This is a genomic window from Paenibacillus sp. FSL K6-1217 (assembly GCF_045040735.1).
GTDB lineage: Bacteria > Bacillota > Bacilli > Paenibacillales > Paenibacillaceae > Paenibacillus_AQ.
This window is the reverse complement of sequence record NZ_CP150271.1, coordinates 6,148,759-6,168,012: the sequence shown is the minus strand read 5'-3', so window position 1 is coordinate 6,168,012 and position 19,254 is coordinate 6,148,759. Positions and strand designations below refer to the sequence as shown.

The 19,254-nt window shown below is 55.3% G+C and carries 15 protein-coding genes; 6 read left to right on the top strand and 9 right to left on the bottom strand.

From position 1 onward, the window contains the following. Entirely contained in the window at positions 1-3,390 is a 3,390-nt protein-coding gene (locus MHH28_RS27205; RefSeq protein WP_405107414.1) for a tubulin-like doman-containing protein, read from the bottom strand. Positions 3,391-3,476: 86 nt separating this feature from the next. After that, positions 3,477-5,297, bottom strand: a complete 1,821-nt coding sequence (locus tag MHH28_RS27200) for a vWA domain-containing protein (protein WP_405107411.1) — start codon at positions 5,295-5,297, stop codon at positions 3,477-3,479. Between the two features lie 244 nt (positions 5,298-5,541). Here MHH28_RS27200 and MHH28_RS27195 point away from each other — a divergent pair, with 244 nt between their 5' ends. The 3 genes from MHH28_RS27195 to MHH28_RS27185 are packed head-to-tail and all read left to right on the top strand — an operon-like array spanning position 5,542 to position 8,466. Further along, positions 5,542-5,694, top strand: coding sequence for a hypothetical protein (locus tag MHH28_RS27195; protein ID WP_155991665.1), 153 nt, complete (start codon positions 5,542-5,544; stop codon positions 5,692-5,694). Beyond that, on the top strand, positions 5,687-6,610 hold the full coding sequence (locus MHH28_RS27190; protein ID WP_405107408.1) for a hypothetical protein: 924 nt from the start codon (positions 5,687-5,689) through the stop codon (positions 6,608-6,610). The genes MHH28_RS27195 and MHH28_RS27190 overlap by 8 nt, the downstream gene beginning before the upstream one ends. Positions 6,611-6,666: 56 nt before the next feature. Then, complete coding sequence (locus tag MHH28_RS27185; protein WP_405107405.1) at positions 6,667-8,466, top strand: hypothetical protein; 1,800 nt, start codon at positions 6,667-6,669, stop codon at positions 8,464-8,466. A 433-nt stretch (positions 8,467-8,899) separates the two neighbouring features. Here MHH28_RS27185 and MHH28_RS27180 read toward each other — a convergent pair whose 3' ends face one another. Then, entirely contained in the window at positions 8,900-9,232 is a 333-nt protein-coding gene (locus MHH28_RS27180) for a hypothetical protein (protein ID WP_405107402.1), read from the bottom strand. A 135-nt stretch (positions 9,233-9,367) separates the two neighbouring features. On the opposite strand from MHH28_RS27180, the gene MHH28_RS27175 reads away from it, so the two are divergent. Further along, positions 9,368-10,171, top strand: a complete 804-nt coding sequence (locus MHH28_RS27175) for a hypothetical protein (protein WP_405117266.1) — start codon at positions 9,368-9,370, stop codon at positions 10,169-10,171. 85 nt (positions 10,172-10,256) lie between these two features. Here MHH28_RS27175 and aroB read toward each other — a convergent pair whose 3' ends face one another. The 6 genes from aroB to MHH28_RS27145 all read right to left on the bottom strand — a co-directional run bounded on the left by aroB (position 10,257) and on the right by MHH28_RS27145 (position 16,880). Then, positions 10,257-11,402 (bottom strand): 3-dehydroquinate synthase, encoded by a 1,146-nt coding sequence (gene aroB / locus MHH28_RS27170; protein WP_405107399.1) that lies wholly within the window; start codon positions 11,400-11,402, stop codon positions 10,257-10,259. A 79-nt stretch (positions 11,403-11,481) separates the two neighbouring features. Beyond that, positions 11,482-12,366, bottom strand: a complete 885-nt coding sequence (locus tag MHH28_RS27165; RefSeq protein WP_405107396.1) for a hypothetical protein — start codon at positions 12,364-12,366, stop codon at positions 11,482-11,484. 801 nt (positions 12,367-13,167) lie between these two features. Next, complete coding sequence (locus MHH28_RS27160) at positions 13,168-14,094, bottom strand: ADP-ribosylglycohydrolase family protein (RefSeq protein WP_341187038.1); 927 nt, start codon at positions 14,092-14,094, stop codon at positions 13,168-13,170. A 36-nt stretch (positions 14,095-14,130) separates the two neighbouring features. After that, complete coding sequence (locus MHH28_RS27155) at positions 14,131-15,129, bottom strand: Gfo/Idh/MocA family protein (RefSeq protein WP_405107393.1); 999 nt, start codon at positions 15,127-15,129, stop codon at positions 14,131-14,133. Between the two features lie 97 nt (positions 15,130-15,226). Beyond that, a complete protein-coding gene (locus MHH28_RS27150) occupies positions 15,227-16,015 on the bottom strand; it encodes a hypothetical protein (protein ID WP_405117265.1) in 789 nt (262 codons plus the stop codon). Positions 16,016-16,163: 148 nt separating this feature from the next. After that, positions 16,164-16,880, bottom strand: a complete 717-nt coding sequence (locus MHH28_RS27145) for a YceI family protein (RefSeq protein ID WP_341187035.1) — start codon at positions 16,878-16,880, stop codon at positions 16,164-16,166. A 145-nt stretch (positions 16,881-17,025) separates the two neighbouring features. Between MHH28_RS27145 and MHH28_RS27140 the strand changes: the two genes are divergently transcribed. Next, complete coding sequence (locus MHH28_RS27140; protein ID WP_341187034.1) at positions 17,026-17,706, top strand: response regulator transcription factor; 681 nt, start codon at positions 17,026-17,028, stop codon at positions 17,704-17,706. Beyond that, complete coding sequence (locus tag MHH28_RS27135) at positions 17,694-19,106, top strand: HAMP domain-containing sensor histidine kinase (RefSeq protein ID WP_341187033.1); 1,413 nt, start codon at positions 17,694-17,696, stop codon at positions 19,104-19,106. The genes MHH28_RS27140 and MHH28_RS27135 overlap by 13 nt, the downstream gene beginning before the upstream one ends. Positions 19,107-19,254: the final 148 nt, after the last annotated feature.

The window sequence follows — 19,254 nt, the reverse complement described above, 5'->3', positions numbered from 1 at the left end:
CTACTTCAGCTTTCTGCGGATACTGCCAAGCTTGCCGGTCAGGCTCTTGTAGAAGCCGTACATTTCATCACCGTTGGCATGCTCAACCCGCTCATATTCCAGAGTATCGCGCGCCTCCAGGAAGGAGACATACATCCCTTCCAGCTTATACAGCAGCGGAGTTACATCCTCGGCTGCGGTCATCTCTCCCGCCCGGCGCGCCGCCTTGCGCAGCAGCAGACTGCGGCTCTTCTCATCGAGCTCACGGAAATGGCGGTAGACCGCATACTCCACATAGCTGCGTTCCTTCATTAGATTGGCGAACGGCTCCCAGGCATCCTCGTCCTCATCACGGTCGTAGACATAGAGCGCACCTTTTTTGGTGATCGTATCGGTGTACAATGCTTCAATGAACTGGTCCAGCCATTTGTCTTCATCCAGATGCTGATGCACCAGTGCTTCCAGTTCCGCAGATTTGGCCGCCAGCGCATCGTATTTCGCCAGTTCCTCACGGACACGGGCAATGAGCTGCGGGGAACGGATCAGGTTCTCCTGGGCCATCTCCATATTAATGCTGCCGAAGATATCCTTCACGGCTTCGCGTTCAAGACCTCCTGTGCGGAGCGCTTTGAGCTCCTCAGCGGCCTTGCGCACTTCACCCAGATTCGGACGCGGCGCATCCAGCTGCAGATCATAAGAACCCAGCAGCTTGCCCAGATCCAGCGGCTTCGTGAAGATCACCAAGAAGCGGCTGCTGGTATTCTCATCTACACCCTTCTCGATAATCACACCGGACTCCAGCGCCCGGCCAAAGTCTGCACGCACTCTGGCATTGTACTCACGGACCCGCGGATTGGCATACGTATCGCCCCAGGACTTCTCCGGAATCGGCGAAGGCAGATAGGTCCAGTTGTCCTTGTCGGTCATTACCAGATGGCGGCCGATCCCTTCCTTATCCAGGATGGTCCGTTCATAATTCTCCTCGAACACCCGCAGCGGCGTGTAGACGAACAGCGGTACACCGTTGCGTGTATTCAGCCAGAAGATCCGGTTCTTGACTTCGCTCTCCTTAATGGTGAACTGCGACTTGCCCAGCGCATTGTTCTGATAATTCCGTACACCCTTCAGAATCCCCGGCGCCTTCACCGGCACGGAGACGAAGCCCCAGGACGGGAAGTGCAGACTGCCGGAGCTGTTGCTGAGGTGGAAGATCGGCACCGCATCCTCATCCAGACGTCCGGCAATAATCCGCTCTACGAACTTATCCAGCGGCTCATCCCGCCCGTACTTCATCACCAGGAAATCCTCCATGGAACGGGTAATCAGATCCCCGAACTTGTCGCTGAGGAACTCGGAGATGGAGCGGACAATATCAATCTCCTGCTCCTTGACCCAGCGCCCGGAATGCTTCAGCATCTCGCGCGTGAAGTCACGGATGAGATCATCGCCGTCCTTCTGGTCCATGACCTTGGAGATGGTCGCAGAGATATCCGGCACGTTGACGATATTCCAGTAGTAGGTTTTGTTGCCCTTGTGGTCTGCCTGCTCTTCGCCGTTAATCAGAATGTCGCCGTTCTTCTCGAAGATCGAGCTGAGCGCGGTCAGGATCTCGGTGAATACCCCGTAGATCCGGCTGTTCTCTTCGTTCAGCAGCTCATACAGATCCTCATAGAACTGAATCATCTGCTCGGTGCGCTCGACATCGGCGTGCAGCCAGTATTCATTGATTTTGGCCTCAATGTAGGCATTCTTCTTCTTCTCCTTGGACACAAAAGCGCTCCGCGCATCGCCCAGCTTATCCTCTGCACTCTCCTGTGCGGTCTCAATATCGCGCGGCAGGCGCAAGAGGCTCTCGCGCAGCGCTTCAATATAAGACTGGATCAGCTTCAGGATGCAGAAGCCCTTCTCTGTGTAGAGCAGCCGCGACACATAGAACGGCCCCTGCTCGGGATGCAGGAAGATGCGTTCCAGCTCTTCGCCGAACCGTCCGGCAATCTCGCCCGGAAGCTGCTTCTTGGATTTGATATATTCCTCACGCGCACGGGCCAGGAAGTTCTGCTCCAGCTCCGTATCCATGCTGACAACCTGATTCTTGACCACATTGGCATGGCTGAGACGCTCGCTGTTCTGATAGCCCGGCAGCGGCTCCGGCACACGGGATTCGAACGTCTTGATCATCGTATCGAGATCGATGCCGAGCTTGCGCGCCATCTTCTCCACATCCTCCTGATTCGGGGCGTGATGGAACATCTTGTCCATTTTGTCGAAGAGGCGGTAGGCCAGGTATGTGGTCATCTCTTCAATCGGCAGTACGGCCGAGGATGCCCCGATAATGTTGTATTCATAGTTGGCAGGATAGGTCTTGTTCATCTGGGCGATGTTGGTGCGGATGTTACTGATATAGTCATGGATGGCGAATTCCTCGCCGGAGGCCTTCTCTTCACTGGCCATGAAGTTGGTGATATTCTCAGCCGTCACGTTCATGCAGTAATCGTAGGCATTCTCCAGCAGCTTGCCCTCCGTATTGGTTGCGGAGATCAGATGGCAGAGATTGAACGGAGGCAGCGGCGAATTTACGCTCAGAATATTGCCATACTTCTGTTGGAAGCGTTCGCCCCGGCTGTCCACATTCATCCAGTAATCCAGCTCTTTGAGCGCGGCATACCCGTTCTTGCGGATATACTCGCGGGTATGCTCGCTGAGACTCTTGTTCGACAGATTGACGTCCGGTGTGAAGAGATACCCCAGCGTATTGACACGGTCAATCCCGGCTGCGCCGTAGTCGCGTTCAATAATACCGCGCACGATATAGGCAATATCCAGGAAGGACCCGCTGCCTGTTCCGCCGGACAGTCCGGTGAGCAGGAAGACCATCAGCTTCTTGCTGGTGCCGACAGACAGCGTCTTGATCTTCTTGTCGATGGCGGCAACTACCTGGTTGATCTTCGTGAACAGCAGCAGGCGTCCGGCCTGGCGCACCCCGGCGGCCCCGTTCATGCCGTCAGTAATACTCAGCTCCGGCGACAGCCAGTCTGTAATGTAGGAATCCAGAATGCTGCGGTTCTGCAGCAGCCCGCCAATCTCGGCATTGGCCAGCAGCACGAATTCATTCTGCGGGTCGAGGCCGATGCCCTTGTATTTTTTGCCGCGGTCCTGTTCATTGGTCTCGAACGCCAGGAATTCCACGTTGTCGGGCTTATCCCGCTTCTTCTTGGACAATGGATCTTCGGGCAGCTTGAAGCGGCGGTTAATCTGGTATTTGAGCCGCAGGAGGGCATCGATGCCCGTGCCGCCAAGCCCGATAATCAGGATCGGGTTGTCGATGGTATCCACTCTGATCTTGTCGCTGACGATCCCTCCGCCAAGCGATACATCCAGCTGCTGAATATGTTCTCTTACTACCGGTTTCATAGGTTCTCCCCCAAAAGTTGTGATAGCATACGCGTCCTGAATCCAATGGCACAACTCGCTTCAGCGGCATACACTTAGTCTGCTTATCAGATCAAATATTCCAATAGAATCGTCTTATCTACCGTCTGCAGAGTGACCGTTACCCGGTCCCCGCTCTTCATCTCAAGACCCCGTGAAGTATCGGTGGCACGCCCCGAACGCTCTACAGACAGGCCTTCACCCCCGCGCAGCAGGAGCCGGTCATGGGTTCCCGGGGTGAAGACCAGCTTTTCGCTCTCCTTAAGCTCAGGAGCAAGCTGCAGGAGCTGGTGCAGAGTGAACTTGCCGCGGAAGGCGGCGAGCTTCTTGTACTGCGGATAGGTTTTCTCTCCGGTGTTGCCGTCCACCACTTCCACTACCAGTTGTCCGACGAACCCCCGGTTAGCCTTGCTGCGCAGCAGCCAGAATGCGGCAGCAGCAGCCAGCAGCAGCACAATTCCGCCTATGATATAGTACAGCGTGTTCGAGGTCTCTTCAGCGGCTGGCTCTTCACCCGCAGGAGTGCCTGCTGACGGCGGGGTGGTCGCCACTGTTCCCGTCTTGGCGTTGATGGTCAGCTCGTCGCTCTCGCGGTAGAAGCTGCTCTCCTCGGCCCGGACCTTCAGCTTATATTCATGACTGTCTTGTATCTCAAAAGTGCCCTTAAACGCAGCACCCGAATTGTCTAGCGGAATCTCTTGCACCTGGCCGGTATCGACATCGGTCGCCAGCAGCACCGCCTTCATCTCCTGATACAGGCTGCCTTCCGTTACCTCCGCCCCGTTGCTGTACAGATGAGAAGAGATCTCCACCTTGTCGCCTTTGCCGTAAGACTTGGAGGGGAGAGCATCCAGCTTCAGCTCCAGATCGTAGTTGAACACCAGATTAATGTCGATTTTGTCCTTGGGCACGCCCTTGACCTGGAGCTTCCAGTCCCCCTGCTCCGGCGCGAGCAGCTTGATCAGTGTGTAGGTGGACGACTTCGACAGCAGCACCTTATCCGAGGGAATGGCGACTTCCTTCCCGGAAGGATCGCTCAGCTTCGCCGTCACCGGCTTCGAGGACATAATGGAGATATTCGCTTCCAGCACGCTGCTGTTCGGCACGTTCACCGTTACGTCCTGATAATCGCCGTTTGCCGTAATAGACGGCACCGGCACCACCTTCAGCTTCAAGTGGCTGGCAAAAATCTCGCTGAGAATCTGCGGAAGATCATCGGCAGAATTCGTGGTGAACGCCTTGCCGCCTGTCTCGGTGGACAGTCCGGCCAGAATATTCTTGTTCAGCTTGCCGTCCGCATTCAGCCCTATGGTATATACCGGATACCCCTTCTGCTTGGCAGACTCTACTGCCGCCTTCAGCTCCTTGTCGGAATCGGACTGCTTCCGGCCGCTGGCTTCATTCAGGTCATTGTTGCCGTCCGCCAGCATGACAATCATTGGCTCATGGCCGGGATCGCTGCCGTTCTCCAGCACCTTCACTGCCTCTTCCATCCCGACCGCCAGGTCTGTGTAGGGTCCGCGGCTAAGCCCGTCGATAAAATTCTTCAAATCCTCCTTGTCGCCGGCGGATTTGATGCCGAGCAGCGCCTTCTCGCGCTGTACCTTATCGGTGTAGGCCACAATGCCTACCTTATCTCCTTGGGTGGACAGCATATCTATGAACATCTTCATCGCTTCATTGGCTATCTTGTTCTTGTCGCTCTTGTTCATCGAGTTGCTGACATCGATCAGCAGCACAGCGTCAATATGTGACGGTGCGGCTGAAGCCGCGCTGGCTCGCGAAGCAGCATATGGAGATACAGTGATGCATAAGATCATGAGCAATACAGGCAATATGCGCTGCAGTCTATTCTTGGCCTTGCTGTAATCACGTTCGGTACGAAGCATAAATAGGGCTCCTCTTGTGTGAAATTAGGCGGATATGGCAGATCCGTAACGCATAGCTAAATTCTGTCAATAGCATGCCATTATGATATAATTAAACCTTGTAAACTTCAACATAGTGACCGCTGGACCGGCACTTCCGCTAGTGGCAATCGCCATCCTGAGCCGGATAGACTATTCTAAGTATACGCTGCATTCCTGAATATTTGATTAAAAGACCGTAACCAGAGCAGAAAGGAAGAGTTCCATGATTACATACGCCATACTCGGGATAACGTTTCTCTATGCTGTGATTCAGATCATTCTATATGCTTCCCGCCAGCGGAAGCCGCTCACCCGTGAGGATATCGACGAGCGCCTGCTGGCAGCATTGAACGGAGGAGATACAGCCCGTGAGTAAAAAGAAACCGGTGATCTTCCGTCCCTTCAAGGCTCCCCGTTACGCCTTCGAGAAGCTGCGCATCTGCCGCCGCTGCCACCGTTACACCGCGCTGGGCGAGGAACGCTGCACCCGCTGCGGCCGCGCCTCGCTGACTCCGGTGGAGAAGTATGCAGTATCTCTGGCCGGACGCAAGGTCCAGACCCGGCTACTCGTTATTCTCCTGCTGACCCTGGCCGGAATCTATTTCGGGCAGAATCTGCAGCAGATGGTACTGTGCGGTGCAGGCGGTCTTGTATTAGCCGGACTGGTCTACTATACGCAGCGGAAAGTACGGCAGAACGAAAATCTGTACGCACTGAACAAACTGCTTGGCCGTAATATCTATAGCATCAAGGAAGATCTGGAGCTGAACCGTCAGGAAGCCGTAACGGTACTGCGTGAGAACGATGTGCTCGCTTATGAGAAGCTGCGCGAGATCTCCGTGCTGCTGCGCGGAGACAGGATCTCCCGCCAGCGTGTCGCCCTGCTGCACGGCTTCCAGCTGCGCAGGGACATGACGCTGGAGCTGGAGCAGCTGCTGCTGAAGGACTTCGAGCCGCTGCTGGCTGAATACATCGGCGAGATCGCCAGGGTCCGGCCGGAGCTGATCAAAGACCGCACGCTGCGCTATGTCAAGAATTACGAGGTGCAGATTCTCGAAATGGACCGGGGGCTGGTCATTATGACCGCCGTTGCCAGTGCTGCTGTCCGCATGAAACGCTACGCGCTGCTCTATTCCGGCATGATCGGCCGGTATGTGCAGGAGCTGCCCAAGGACCGGTTCCTGCGCTTATCCAGACTGATTGCCGCGAACCCTTATGAGCCGTGGAACGGCCTGGATGCCAAGGTGGATGAGATCCGTGAGCTTAAGTACCGCTGGGACCCTGAAGTATAAGGTTAGAAGCAGACTGCCGCTCTAATCCTTATATATGAATAAAGGGGCTATATTATATGACGATCAAACAGGCTATAACCCTGCGGAATATTATGATCATTCTGTGTATCCTGATGCTGATCCCGCTGGGCCAGAAGGCTCTGGGGATAAAGAACAAAATTCAGGACGTACGGGAAGCCGGAGAACTGTACGCTGCCGGGAAGCTTATCGCTGCCGAGAACCGGTACCGTCTGGCATCGGCCAATCACGCAATTCGCTATCAAGAAGAAGTAATTTCAGCAAGACTAACCGAGCTTGCTCCCATCACGGGCATCCGCAGCAGTCTAAGCCGGCTGTCCTTAACGCTGGAGGATCAGCTGACTGTCAAGGATTTCGCGGGGATTATGGAGAGCTATGCCTCCCTGCTCAGTCTGAAGAGCAAGTATATGAACCCGGGCGGACCCTATGAAGCCTATTATCGCCAGCTCTCGGCGGATTCAGGCCTCTCAGACAAGATGACAGCCGGGTTCCGCCAGTTCAAGGATGAGTATCTGGCCGGACTTGCCGCAGGTTCTAAGGGGGCAGATTCGGGGGCGGACAGCGGCAGTACGGACAATCTCAAATGGAGCCTGCTGCAGATTCCGGCAGACTATTACGGGGGAACTGCCGCCAAGGATAAGCTGCTGGCAGCGAGATTCAAGGCCTATGATACTGCGAGACTTCAGGCACTGGCCGCAGCAGGAAGCTTCGGGCCTATGCTGGACAGCGCCCTCTCTATGGAAGAAGCTTATAAGAGCCATAGCTATACCGCACCCTGGCTTGGCAAGCAGGTTCAGAAGAGCGCCGCGCTGATCCTGAACAAGGACCTGGACGGTGACCACACCGCGGCCTTCGCCGGACACGCCGCCCGCTACCGCAGCTACGCGGCATCAGCAGGCATCACCTCCTCGAAGGTGCTGAAGCAGATCGACAGCAGCATCGCCCGGCTGCTGCGCGAGGGCACGCGCCATGTACGCGGCGGCCGGTATGCGGATGCCATCAGGCTCTATTCGGAGCTGGCCCCGGTACAGGATACCTCCGGGGAGACCGCAACCGCAACGCTGGCCTGGAACCTGGCCGAGCCGCTCCGGCTGCTGCCGGGCGGCGAAGTGCAGGGCAGCTACTCCCTTACCGCCTCCGTCACTGACAAGTACGGTGCCAAGGTGGCCGTAGCCGGAGTAGACGCTGGCGGCAAGCTGGTCTACGCCGAGATGAGCGGAGACGGCACGGTCTCGACCCGGAGCGGGGATGTGATCCCTGAGGCGGCGGCGCTGAGCGCTCTTTCTTTTGACGAGCCGCTGGCGGCTTACTCTGAAGTTCCCGTAGTTGTGGCTAACGGTATTGCTACCGATGGGCGCAGCATCTTCACAGGCTATGCCATCCGGCCGGAGGGAATCTCCCGGCTGTTCAGCTTCACAGGCAGCAGCTATGAGCTAATGGCGGAGGATGGCTCCATCCGCGTAATGAACACGGATCTGGCGAATGGTGCTGCTGACCAGACCGCTATTTTCCGCCAAGTGAACGGGGCATATGAATTCTCGGAGCTCTATCAGGAGTTCACTTACACCCCTATAGATGCTACACAGCTTGAGCTGTTCCCTTATGAGAAAGTGATGCTGTCCTGCGAGATCTCTATCGACGCCTCTGGAAGAGCAGTCGCCCGGGCGAACGGGCGTGATCTGCTGCTTCAGGGCGAGGTGCCGCTGTTTACCGGCCCCGCCACAGTCAGCGGCCAGTTCGGGAATGAATTCGGAGAGGTGGAGACGGAGCTTGGGGTACAGTCTGTGCCTGTGTTTGTGGTCGATTCCGCCCAGAGCTTAAGCCTGATGGCGCCTTGATGTGCGGAATCCTAAGATCACAGGCTACTGAGGAACGGCCGCGTTGTCATCGCCGGGTGTTGCACCGTTTCTGAGAGGCATCAAGGAGTGGCGTGGTGGAGCGGTGTGTGGCGTGGTGTGGACTGATGGCGGCCAACTGGATGCTTCGCGGACTGAGAGGACCCTATTTGGTCAAAAAGACAACTTTTCTGCCTCGCTGCGGACTGAGAGGCCGTTAAAAGGCGCACTGACGCTGAAAATAAGGCGAAACGAGCGGATTAAGGACATCTGAGTCCGCGTAGCTTGCGAAAAGGCATAAACCGCTGAAATAGCGGCCCTCCAGTCCGCATGGACCGGAACACAAAGACGCAAGAGTTGAGGCGGTATGGATCCCGCACTGACTCTTGCGTTTTCTTTTAGCGCGTGGAATATGTCCCGCACAAGTAGGTGTGGGTTACAAACGGCGGGCCTTGGCCGTTTGCTTTTTTCTTTTGCGGCTGAACAGTCTTAGATATCGCTTCCTCTTGTACAGCACCTCCGCTGATGCGCTAAGCGTCTCCTTCACCTCACCGAGCACCGCCTGGGTCTCCTTGACCGACCGCTTCATCCGCCCAAGCTCTGACTTCACCCCGTCCGATCTCAGCTTCGCTTCATCCACCGTCTCCTGCACATTCGTCTTGAACTCATCTACCGGCGCCTTCAGCCCGTCCACCGATTGCTTCACACCGTCCAGCGACTGCTTCAGGCCATCAATGCTGTTCTTGAATTCCTTCAGCGGGTTGCCCATGATCGTCCCTCCTTCTAAGATCTCATGCTCTATATTACCCAGAATGGAGGAGGCGGAATTCAGTTCACCTGATATTGAAAGATTAATGATCACGATGATACTATATAACATAATTAAATGAATTGGAGGGAAATGATGGACGCAAAAGCGAAAAAAATATTAAACAAAACGTTTTGGTCTGCACAGGGATGGAAGCCTGCCGGGTCAAGACTGCCTTTTGCAGGAGAAGAGTTTGAATATGCTAAAAGCAAAGGGGTCATGTTCGATCCTGTGACGATGACGCATGATGAGTGTGTGTCGAGAATCCGTCATTTGCTGGAGCATGAGGTGACGAAGGACAGGGTAGCTACTGCCTTTTTACATAGCTTATCCACAAGAAAAGTACATCTGAGAAGCGGGTTATCCAGCTATGCATTAACCAGCAATCTTACCCTGCATAAATATAGTGACAAGCTTTTGGAGCGTGCCAGCTACAGCCATTGCTTCTATTGTAACGATCATAAATTAATGACTCATGAGGAATGGAATAATGCCGATATTAATATTTTAAATTTTGAACGGGTAAAATGGGGTGGTGTCCGCTTAAATTGGCTCCTCTATTGCTGGATGGATATAGAACTGCTAGCGAAGGAGGAGCCGGTAGAGGTGACCTCTGAGGATGTTCAGATTCTGAAAAGTTTACTGGCAGAGGTGGATGCTTGCGCTGAGACTGATTCCGCGCGTAAATTAGAGAAGCGTTGGAAGAATGTATTATCCTCCAACCAGTATGAACGGGATGCTATGATGGAGATATGGGGTTTTGCAGGTATATTAGCTTCTGAGGAACGGCTTGGACCTGAACGCGGCAGAGGGACGGACTTTGTATCCGTAGATACATGGCTTGGCATAGATCGTTATGCGAAAGAGAAGGTAGAGTATTATTTTGGAGCTTATTTATAGCAAGGAGAATGGAATGGGCCAACTCAACTTTTGCAGAGTGAAAATCGAGTTGGCCCGTGTTCATCATAAACGAAATCGAGAGTGATTAATGGATTGCGCGTAACTCCTCCAGCAGCTCCATCACCTCTGACTCCTCTACCGGAACAGAATAAGAGCCGTCCTCAAAACGCTTCATCGCCCCGATACCGTCCTGGAAGACGAAGCGGATGCGGCCGTTGCGCACTTTTTTGTCCGTGTACATCTTATCCAGGAGCGCCCGGTTTGTAATGTCCTCAGGAATCTCTGTCGGCAGACCGGCCTTCTTCAGCAGAGCTGCTACACGATCAGCCTCTTCCTCCGTCATATATCCGTACTTCGCCCCCAGTCTCGCCTGGATGACAAGTCCCACAGCAATGGCTTCGCCATGCATCAGCCGATACCCGCTAAGCGCCTCAAGCGCCCGGCCTGCCGTATGCCCCAGGTTCAGAATCTGCCGCAGATTATGCTCATGCTCGTCCTGCTCCACCACTTCATATTTGATCCGGCAGTTCGTCAGCGCAATATGCTCGCACACTTCGGCATCCAGGATCAGCTCCCCATCCTCTGTAATAATTCTGTCCATGTTCGCTTCCAGGTAGCTGAAGAACTGCTCATCGCTCATACAGGCGTGCTTGATGGTCTCGGCCAGACCGCTTCTGAATTCACGGGACGGGAGTGTGCGCCAAGCAGCCAAGTCTATGTATACTTTACGGGGCTGGTGAAAGACGCCGATCAGGTTGGTAGCGACAGGGGTGTTCACGCCGGTTTTGCCGCCAACAGAGGCATCCGCTGCTGCCAGCAAGGTGGTAGCATAATTCAGAGAAGGTACTCCCCGGCCAAAGGTTCCCGCCACAAAACCCGCCAGATCCGTCACCGCTCCGCCCCCCACCGCAATAATACAGCAATCCCTGCCGTAGGCATGGCTTAGCAATTGGTCCTCCAGCAGCGCCTTGGTCTCACGAGTCTTCGAGCTCTCCCCCGCCGGAAAAGAGAACAAGTCCGCCTGGAACCCCTCACGCCGCAGCAGCTCCAGTAAAGGGCGGCCATACAACGGCTCCACCGTAGAGTCTGTAATGATAGCATATTTGCTGACTCCCTTTATCAACCCTTGCTGCAAATCGCGGATTAGGGAACTGAACAGATGCTCACCAATTTCAATAGGATAAGAGTGATCGACTACTTTTCGAAGCACCACTTCAAAGCTCTTGGACACGGGTTTAGCCCCTTTCTTCTATCTTCTATAGACTGTATAGCTCCTACAGTTCCAAATTTCTCCTGCGCTTCTTTTTCCGTCAATCCTCGAAGTACTTCCACCATTCCACCAGCCATGGCTCATCTACGCCGCGCAGGCGGAATTCCTCCAGCAGCACCTGTCGGACCCGCTTCTCCATCTTCACAAAGCTGTTATCCTCCTGGTACATTGGCGCGTAGGACAGATCATCTGATAGGTAGCGCCGGAAATCCTTCATGCAATCAAGCACCCTTTTCCCTACTGGAAGCTGCTCTGCTACCTGTACAAGCCATTTGTCATATGGATAGGGGTAGCCCTCAACCGTGATGGCACAACGTAAAGACTGCTTAAACACCTCCACCGCCTGAAAAAGAATCGGGAAAGCCTCTCCCCGGCGCACGGGATTATCCAGGCTTTTAGCAGCACTCCTAAGGTCTATGTACGCTCTCCTCCGCAGGCTCATCAGAAGCTCTGGAGGAAGCGGAACGGCATACGCGAACAACCCTTTCAGGTCCAGCGGGTCATGATAGATACAGCAGACCGCTGCGTTCCACAGCCAGTCCAGTTGTCCCTTCCCCAGCGCCTGCTCCAGCTCCGATAATTTGAGCAGGGTGTAGTGTCCTGTTTTGCCGCTGGGCAGATGAACATCTACAAACAAGCTGCTTCTCTCCGGGATCAGCCCGGCCTGTTCAAACCGGCTCGTAATCGGCTCATAGTGTTCGTCACGGCAGACCAGAATCAGATCGATATCCGAGCTGTCGTCCACAATCCCCAAGGCCGTTGATCCATCCAGCAGGATGCTGATATTCCCGTAATCTTCAGCAAGCAGCGGGTGATTCAGAATATGCGTACTTATGTAGCTGGCGATCTCCTGAAGTAATTCGCTGTGCCGCTGCCGGTTATCCGGCTTCAGCAGCAGACTGGATAGACTTGCCGTCCAGAGCATACGCTCCCCTCCCTCTCATAGAATTTCCGCTCCCTGCAACCAACCGCACAGAACATATTTCCGGAATATTATAACATAATTTAGGAGGGTTACTGTCTGGATTGTCTCATACTGTATTATGGGTTACTATGGACGGCCTTGTTCCGAAAAAGATAACAAGTGTCTCATTCCCGCGGCAGTCATATGTATGCTGTAGGCGCTGGAACAGTAGTAACTGTATTTTGTACAATGGAATGCTGCTAAAATGGCATCGAAATAGATTCTATTGAATTCGGTACATTAAAATGTCGAATAAAGGCCACTTTTCGCTCATTACGCAACATTCTACTGTACGAAATACAACAGAACCTCATTTCACAATCAACTATGCGTTTTCTATTGCAGGAAATACAATCGGCTACTTTCAATTCAAGCGTAGAAGTCGGCGATGGGTGCAGAATCTGCCTAATATCATCATTCATGCCCCCATTAAGGTACAAGCGGTTAGCTTAAGTGCATTCTGTACAACTATATCCTCTGATGTACCATCGAATCGCGGCTTAGCTGTATTTCGTACATCTAAAATACCTCTATCCCCCGGTTCTCAACCATTCGGGCAAATTTAGTTGTACAGACTACAATTAGAGGAGGAAAGTCTGCTTTTTCAACGGTTTTAATTGTACAGAATACACTTGTCTCCCATATACGCTTCGAACGTAACCTCATACTCTACCACAACCTCTACCTCACGCTCTGCACAACAAACAGGCTGGGCGCTCAACACATGCATCCAGCCTGCCTCATGCAGCTTATAGTTCCCGCTTACTGCACCCGCTCCGTAAACAGCCGCCCCGCATAGTCGCTGATCAGCTCACGCATTGCCAGCTTGCGGCTCCATTCCGCCGGAATGCCACTGAGGCCATAGTACGCCCCGGCGATCTGGCCGTAGATGGCACCGGTGGTGTCGGCGTCATTGCCGAGATTCACGGCGAGCAGCGCACCTTCCGCGAAGCTGGCAGACTTATGGAATGCCCACAGCGCCGCCTCCAGCGACTCCACGACATAGCCCGAGCCTTGGATCTGCGGCGGCTCCTTCATCTTGTAGGTGCCTTGCATGATGTTCAGCATAGACGGGGTCAGGGTATCATCCTCATCCAGCCATTCGCCAAAAGCATCCGGCGCCAGCATCTCCTGCTTGCTCCACCCGTGCAGTCCGGCGAGAATATACGCCGCGAGCAGGCGGCAGCCCGCAAGACACTCGGCGGCCCCGTGTGTCGTTCTTGAGCTCATTGCCGCATAGCGGATCGCCTCGGCGGGCTGCTCCGCGTAGTACATGACTACCGGAGCCAGCCGCATAATCGAGCCGTTTCCGGCAGAGAACGGGTCCTCTGAACCGCTGTACGCCTCCCCGCTGGCTTCATACCGGTGCAGCGCCTCGCGCGTCGCATTGCCGATATCGAAGCACCGGCCGGTACTGCTGAGCGCGCCTTCGCGGTACCACTTCACATAACGCTCCATCTGATCCGCCGGATCGAAGGCCTGCACAGCAAGCAGACTCTCTGCGAGACAGAGCGCCATCGAGGTGTCGTCCGTCCACTGTCCCGGCTGCAAGGCGAATACCCCGCCGCCGACCATATCCGTCATTAGCTTGAAGGTTCCGGGTGCCTGGAACTCTACAGTTGTTCCCAGCGCATCCCCGGCGGCCAGCCCCTGGAGGCAGCCCTGATAACGGTCCTTCGTCAATGTCACTTGCTCTCCCCCTTCCCGGAAGCTTCCTGCCTGCACTTATTCGCCGGGGTACTTCAGTCCCCACTGCGCCCGGACTTCATCCAGCAGCTTCATCAGGGCTACGGATTCATCCAGCGGCATCACCGGGCTCTCGGTCAGTCCGGCCTGAAGACAACGGCCTACCTCTTCCGCCTCGAAGCAGTATCCGACCGAGGTGCGGTCATCTTCGAACGTCTCCTCCAATTCGCCGTTCACGTAGAGCTCGGCTGATTTCGGATTGACCAGGGTACCTTTGACTGCGATACGTCCTTCCGTTCCATAAATATAGGCTTCATCGTCCAGATTCAGGCGGATACCTGCGTTAAGTGAAGCAGCTACGCCATTCCCGTAGGACAACAGCAGCGAGAAGTGCTCATCCACGCCGGTCTCCCCGATATGGACTGTGCTGGCGACAGATTCAGGCTGGGGTCCGAGGACCATCGAGGCGAAGGAGACCGGATAGATGCCGACATCCAGCAGCGCTCCCCCGCCGAGAGCCGGATTCAATAGGCGTCCTTCCGGCTTCCAGTCGGAACGGAACCCAAGGTCTGCCTTCACCAGCTTCACCTCACCGATGCGCCCGGCGGCCAGCCATTCCCTCACCTTCACATGAGCCGGAATATACCGGCTCCACATCGCTTCCATCAGGAACAGCTTATGCTCCCGGGCATAGGCCACTACCTCCTCCAGCTCACCACTGTTCACGGTAAAAGGCTTCTCGCACAGCACAGCTTTGCCTGCACGCAGCGCCAGCAGCGCGTTCTCCTTGTGCATCGGATGCGGTGTTCCGATATATACTGCGTCCACTTCCGGGTCGCTCACAAGCTCTTCGTAGGTGGCATATGCCACAGGAATGCCATGATCCGCCGCGAACTTATCCGCGCTCTCTTGCGTGCGCGAGCCTACGGCATAAGCTATGCCATTGCTGGCATGGGCCAGATCTGTAGCGAACTGGTGGGCGATCCAGCCTGTGCTGAGAATGCCCCATTTTATCGTGTAAGCGTTATCTTCTGCCATTGATATATCCTCCTCTTAATGAAGCTCAGGTCCCTCTGATTCTATCAAAATCTCTCTGCTCTGTACACGCTTCCCGCCCGCAGCGATCTGCCCCGGATTACAGCCCGAACAGAAACCGCAGCCGCTCCTGCGAGTAACCGTCCTCCCCGCGCCAGTTGGCTACAGAATTGAAGTCATTGCCTCCGCCCCGCCCCTGGCGCGGCTCCTCCTGCGGCACCAGTATACCGGCATAGCCCCAGATCTCCATGATCACATCCCGTTCGTGCCGGTTCGAGGGGAAGATATCCTTCCAGAGCTTCTCCAGCTTCCGTGCCCCATCCTTGCTGCCGCAAAGCTTAACAGCTTCGGCCATATCCTGCAAAATACGCAGATCCTGCGGAGTAGCCTCCACCTCCTCTTGCCGGCTGAACAGCTCCAGATCCAGCCAGCAATACAGCAGCTTATTGAGCCGTATGCCGCCCCATTTGACCCGCTCGAAATTGAGCACATTCAGATCCTCATGGGTGAGCGGGTCAGACATCAGCCGCCCGGCATCACAGGCAGCACAGCCGCTGTACCTTGGCTGCTCTGCCGGGGGCTGGGCGTAGGCATGCACAGGCAGCTCCGAGGTCAAGGCCCAGCTGGACAAGGCGCTCCGCAGATGCACCTTCCGCGTAGACAGGCTGTGCAGGAAGGCCGCCGCTACCTTGTCCCGGGTCACGCTTCCGCTGTGCAGCTCCTGAAGCTTCTCCACCAGCTCATCGTGGGTGATCGTCAGGGGGTCGAACATAACCCCCTTGCTCTTCGCATAGTCGAAATCTTCACCGGAAAAAGGACCGTATGTCCCCTTCCAGCCGTTCGCGCTCCAGAAAGATTTTTGCAGAATGGTTGTGGCTCTCTTGTCCAAATTCATCAGCCTCCGTCCTGATCAATGATTATGTATCTCTTATACTTAACCCTTAAGACAAAGTTTGCAACGTCAAAAGACTCTCCCCGCCAGCCGCGAATCCACGGTAACAGGGAGAGTCTCGTATGATGAAGGCCACAGCCTTATCTTATTTGCTTAATGTAAGCTCCAGGCGGACCTCAAGATTATTCTCGGTATCCAGCACGATCGAATGCGGATTGCTCATGCCGAAATCTTCAAAGGTTACCATGGTTGTACCCGACAGCATAAGCTGCCCGCCGCTATATAAGGCCTGCGAGTCAAAAGTTACGTCCTTCTGGACACCCTTGACGATCAGTGTACCCTCCAGCTTCACCGGCACCGCCGTACCCTCTGTCCATTCCTTCGGAAGCTCCGAGAACGATTTGACTTCAAAGGTGGACTGCGGGAACTCTGTGACTGAGAGGAAGTCCGTTCCCTTGACATGCTCGTCCCGCTGGCCGTTGCCGGAATCCAGCGCACTCATCTCTACCGTTCCCTCGCCCTTCATGGCGCTGGCATCCTCCAGGTTCACATTCCAGGTCCCCTTCACGGACGGATCAACGAAGTTCACCGTTTCTTTGGATGTGGTTACAGACCAATAGACCTTGGAGGTGTCGGCAATGGTCCAGGTACCATTAAGCTGCTCTGCTGTAACCGCAGCACCTGTTGCTGCCGCCGCATTTGCAGTTCCTGCCTTCTGGGTCTCAGTTCCCTGGCTCTGCGCAGGAATAACCGATTCGATCTCCACATTATTGCCAAGGCTCTTGTTAAGTAATAGGAATGCTGTGACAGCTCCTGCGATAACCACTACAGCTGCGGCTAAGGCGATTGTTTTCTTCTTCATCGTATTCCTCCATCCTAAATATGATCTCTATGCCTGTCTGGCTTGGTTCCCATTCTAACAAAGGAATATGTCGGGAATAAGTCAAAGCACACCGGCCCGCAAGTATGATAGAATTGTCGTAATTTTAACTAGGAGACTGAAGCTCATGAAATCGATTCTAATCGTTGAGGATGAAGAGGCTATCGCAAGGGTGCTCAGTGCGTATCTGCGAAAAGCGGGCTTCCACGTTACCCGTGCCGCAGACGGCCGGAGCGCCCTGGAAGCCTTCGAGGAAGCGCCGCCCTCGCTGGTTCTGCTCGATATCATGCTGCCGGAGATGGACGGCTTCCAGCTCCTGCGGCTGATCCGCGAGAAGAGCAGCTGCCCGGTCATCATGCTCACCGCCCGGGACGGCATCAACGACCGGCTAGCGGGACTGGATGGCGGAGCCGACGACTATATGTCCAAGCCCTTCATTCCCGAGGAAGTGGTCGCACGGGTGAACGCCGTGCTGCGCCGTCCCTCGCAGTGGTCGGACGGCAGCCGCAAGCGTCATTTCGGCAGCCTGTTCATCGATTTCTCGGCGCGCAGTATTTTTCTGAACGGGGCGGAGGTCAGCCTCAGCCCGCGCGACATGTCCGTGCTGCTGTTCCTGGCCGAGCGCCCGAATCAGATCTGCACCCGCGACCAGCTGCTGGAGCATGTGTGGGAGATGGATTACGAGGGAAGCGACCGGGCCGTCGATCTGTCCATCAAGAGACTCCGCCAGGCACTGTCGCATTGGCCGGACAGTGAGGGCGAGATCCGCACACTGAGAGGAACAGGCTATCAATTATGGACAACATAAATAAGAGCAAGAAGAAAACCACCTCCATTCTCACTTACTGGACTCTGCGGTATCTGCTGATCATCAGCATCGGGCTGCTGCTGACGGCGCTGTTCACCTTCTGGTGGATTCAGCAGGAGGCGATGAACAACCGGATGCAGACGACAGGCCTGCTGGCGCAGGAGATTGCTGACCGCAGCGTGGACGCAGACGGTCAATTGGCCATTACCCCAAGCCTGAACAAGCTGGTGGAGGACCGCAAACGCTTCTTCAAGGTAACTGAGGAGATGTGCGTAATCATCACCGGACCAGAAGGCGAGCTGTTGTACTCCCAGCCCCCGATGACAAACGAGGAGATGCGGTACAAGCTCAATGATAGCCTGACCGATTCGCGGACTTCGGAATATAAAGCCGCTGCTGCGCAGATCCAGGGGGACCAGGGCACGCTGGGGCAAGTGCTGGTCATGCAGTCCAAGCGCTCCCTGCGCCACATCCCCACGGAGGAGATCACCTTCTTCTCCATCATCATCGTCTTCCTGATTATCTTAAGCTGGCTGACGATCTATCTGTTGTCGATCAAGCTGGCCAAGCCGGTTCAGCGGGTGGCGGCCGCCGCCGCGCAGATCAGCAGCGGCCAGTATAATATCGTGCTGGAGACCGGGGCCAAGGAACGCGAGATTCACGAGCTGCTCGTCTCCTTCCAGGAGATGGCGGGCAAGCTGCAGCAGTTCGAGCAGTCACGGGCCATCATGCTGGCGGGCGTGTCCCATGAGCTTAAGACTCCGGTCACCTCGATCAAAGGACTGCTCCATGCGGTACGCGAGGGGGTTGTCGAAGGCGAGGAGGCCGGGGAATTCCTCGATATCGCTCTGCTTGAGACCGAACGGCTGCAGCATATGGTCGCCGATCTGCTGGACTACAATGCGCTGACAGCGGGCATGGTTGCCGTCCGGCATGATCAGCTTGCAGCGGCCCCGCTACTGGAGGAGATTGTCTATCAATGGATGCTGACCCAGAGCGAGGAGGTCTGTGAGCCCATCCTTCATCTGCCGGAAGCCCCGCTCCTTCTGCGGGGTGATCCGCTGCGCATCCAGCAGATTATCGTGAATCTGCTTGGCAACAGTGTGCAGGCGAAGACAGCGGACCGCAAGCTGCAATTGAAGCTTGCGCTTACCGTTACGCCGCAGGGACAAGCCGAGATCACCGTGACGGATAACGGGCCGGGCATCCATCCGGACAGCCGGGAACGGATCTTCGAGGCTTTCTACCGGAGCTCGGACAAGCAGAGCCTGCTCCGCGGACTCGGGCTGGGCCTGACCTTCAGCAGACTGCTGGCCGAGGCCATGGGCGGCAGTCTGGAGCTGGGCAGCAACCCGCCGCAGGGCTGCTCCTTCGTGCTGCGGCTGCCGCTGGCAGAGTAACAAGCCAGGGAGAGGCGCTGTAGTCCATTGTCCCGCTGCATGCTATAATCAACTGACTACAAGCGGAAACGGTACCTTCCTTTTAAAGGACGGTACCGTTTCCGCGAGAAATAGAAGGCTAATGTATAACGTGAAACCTATACATTTT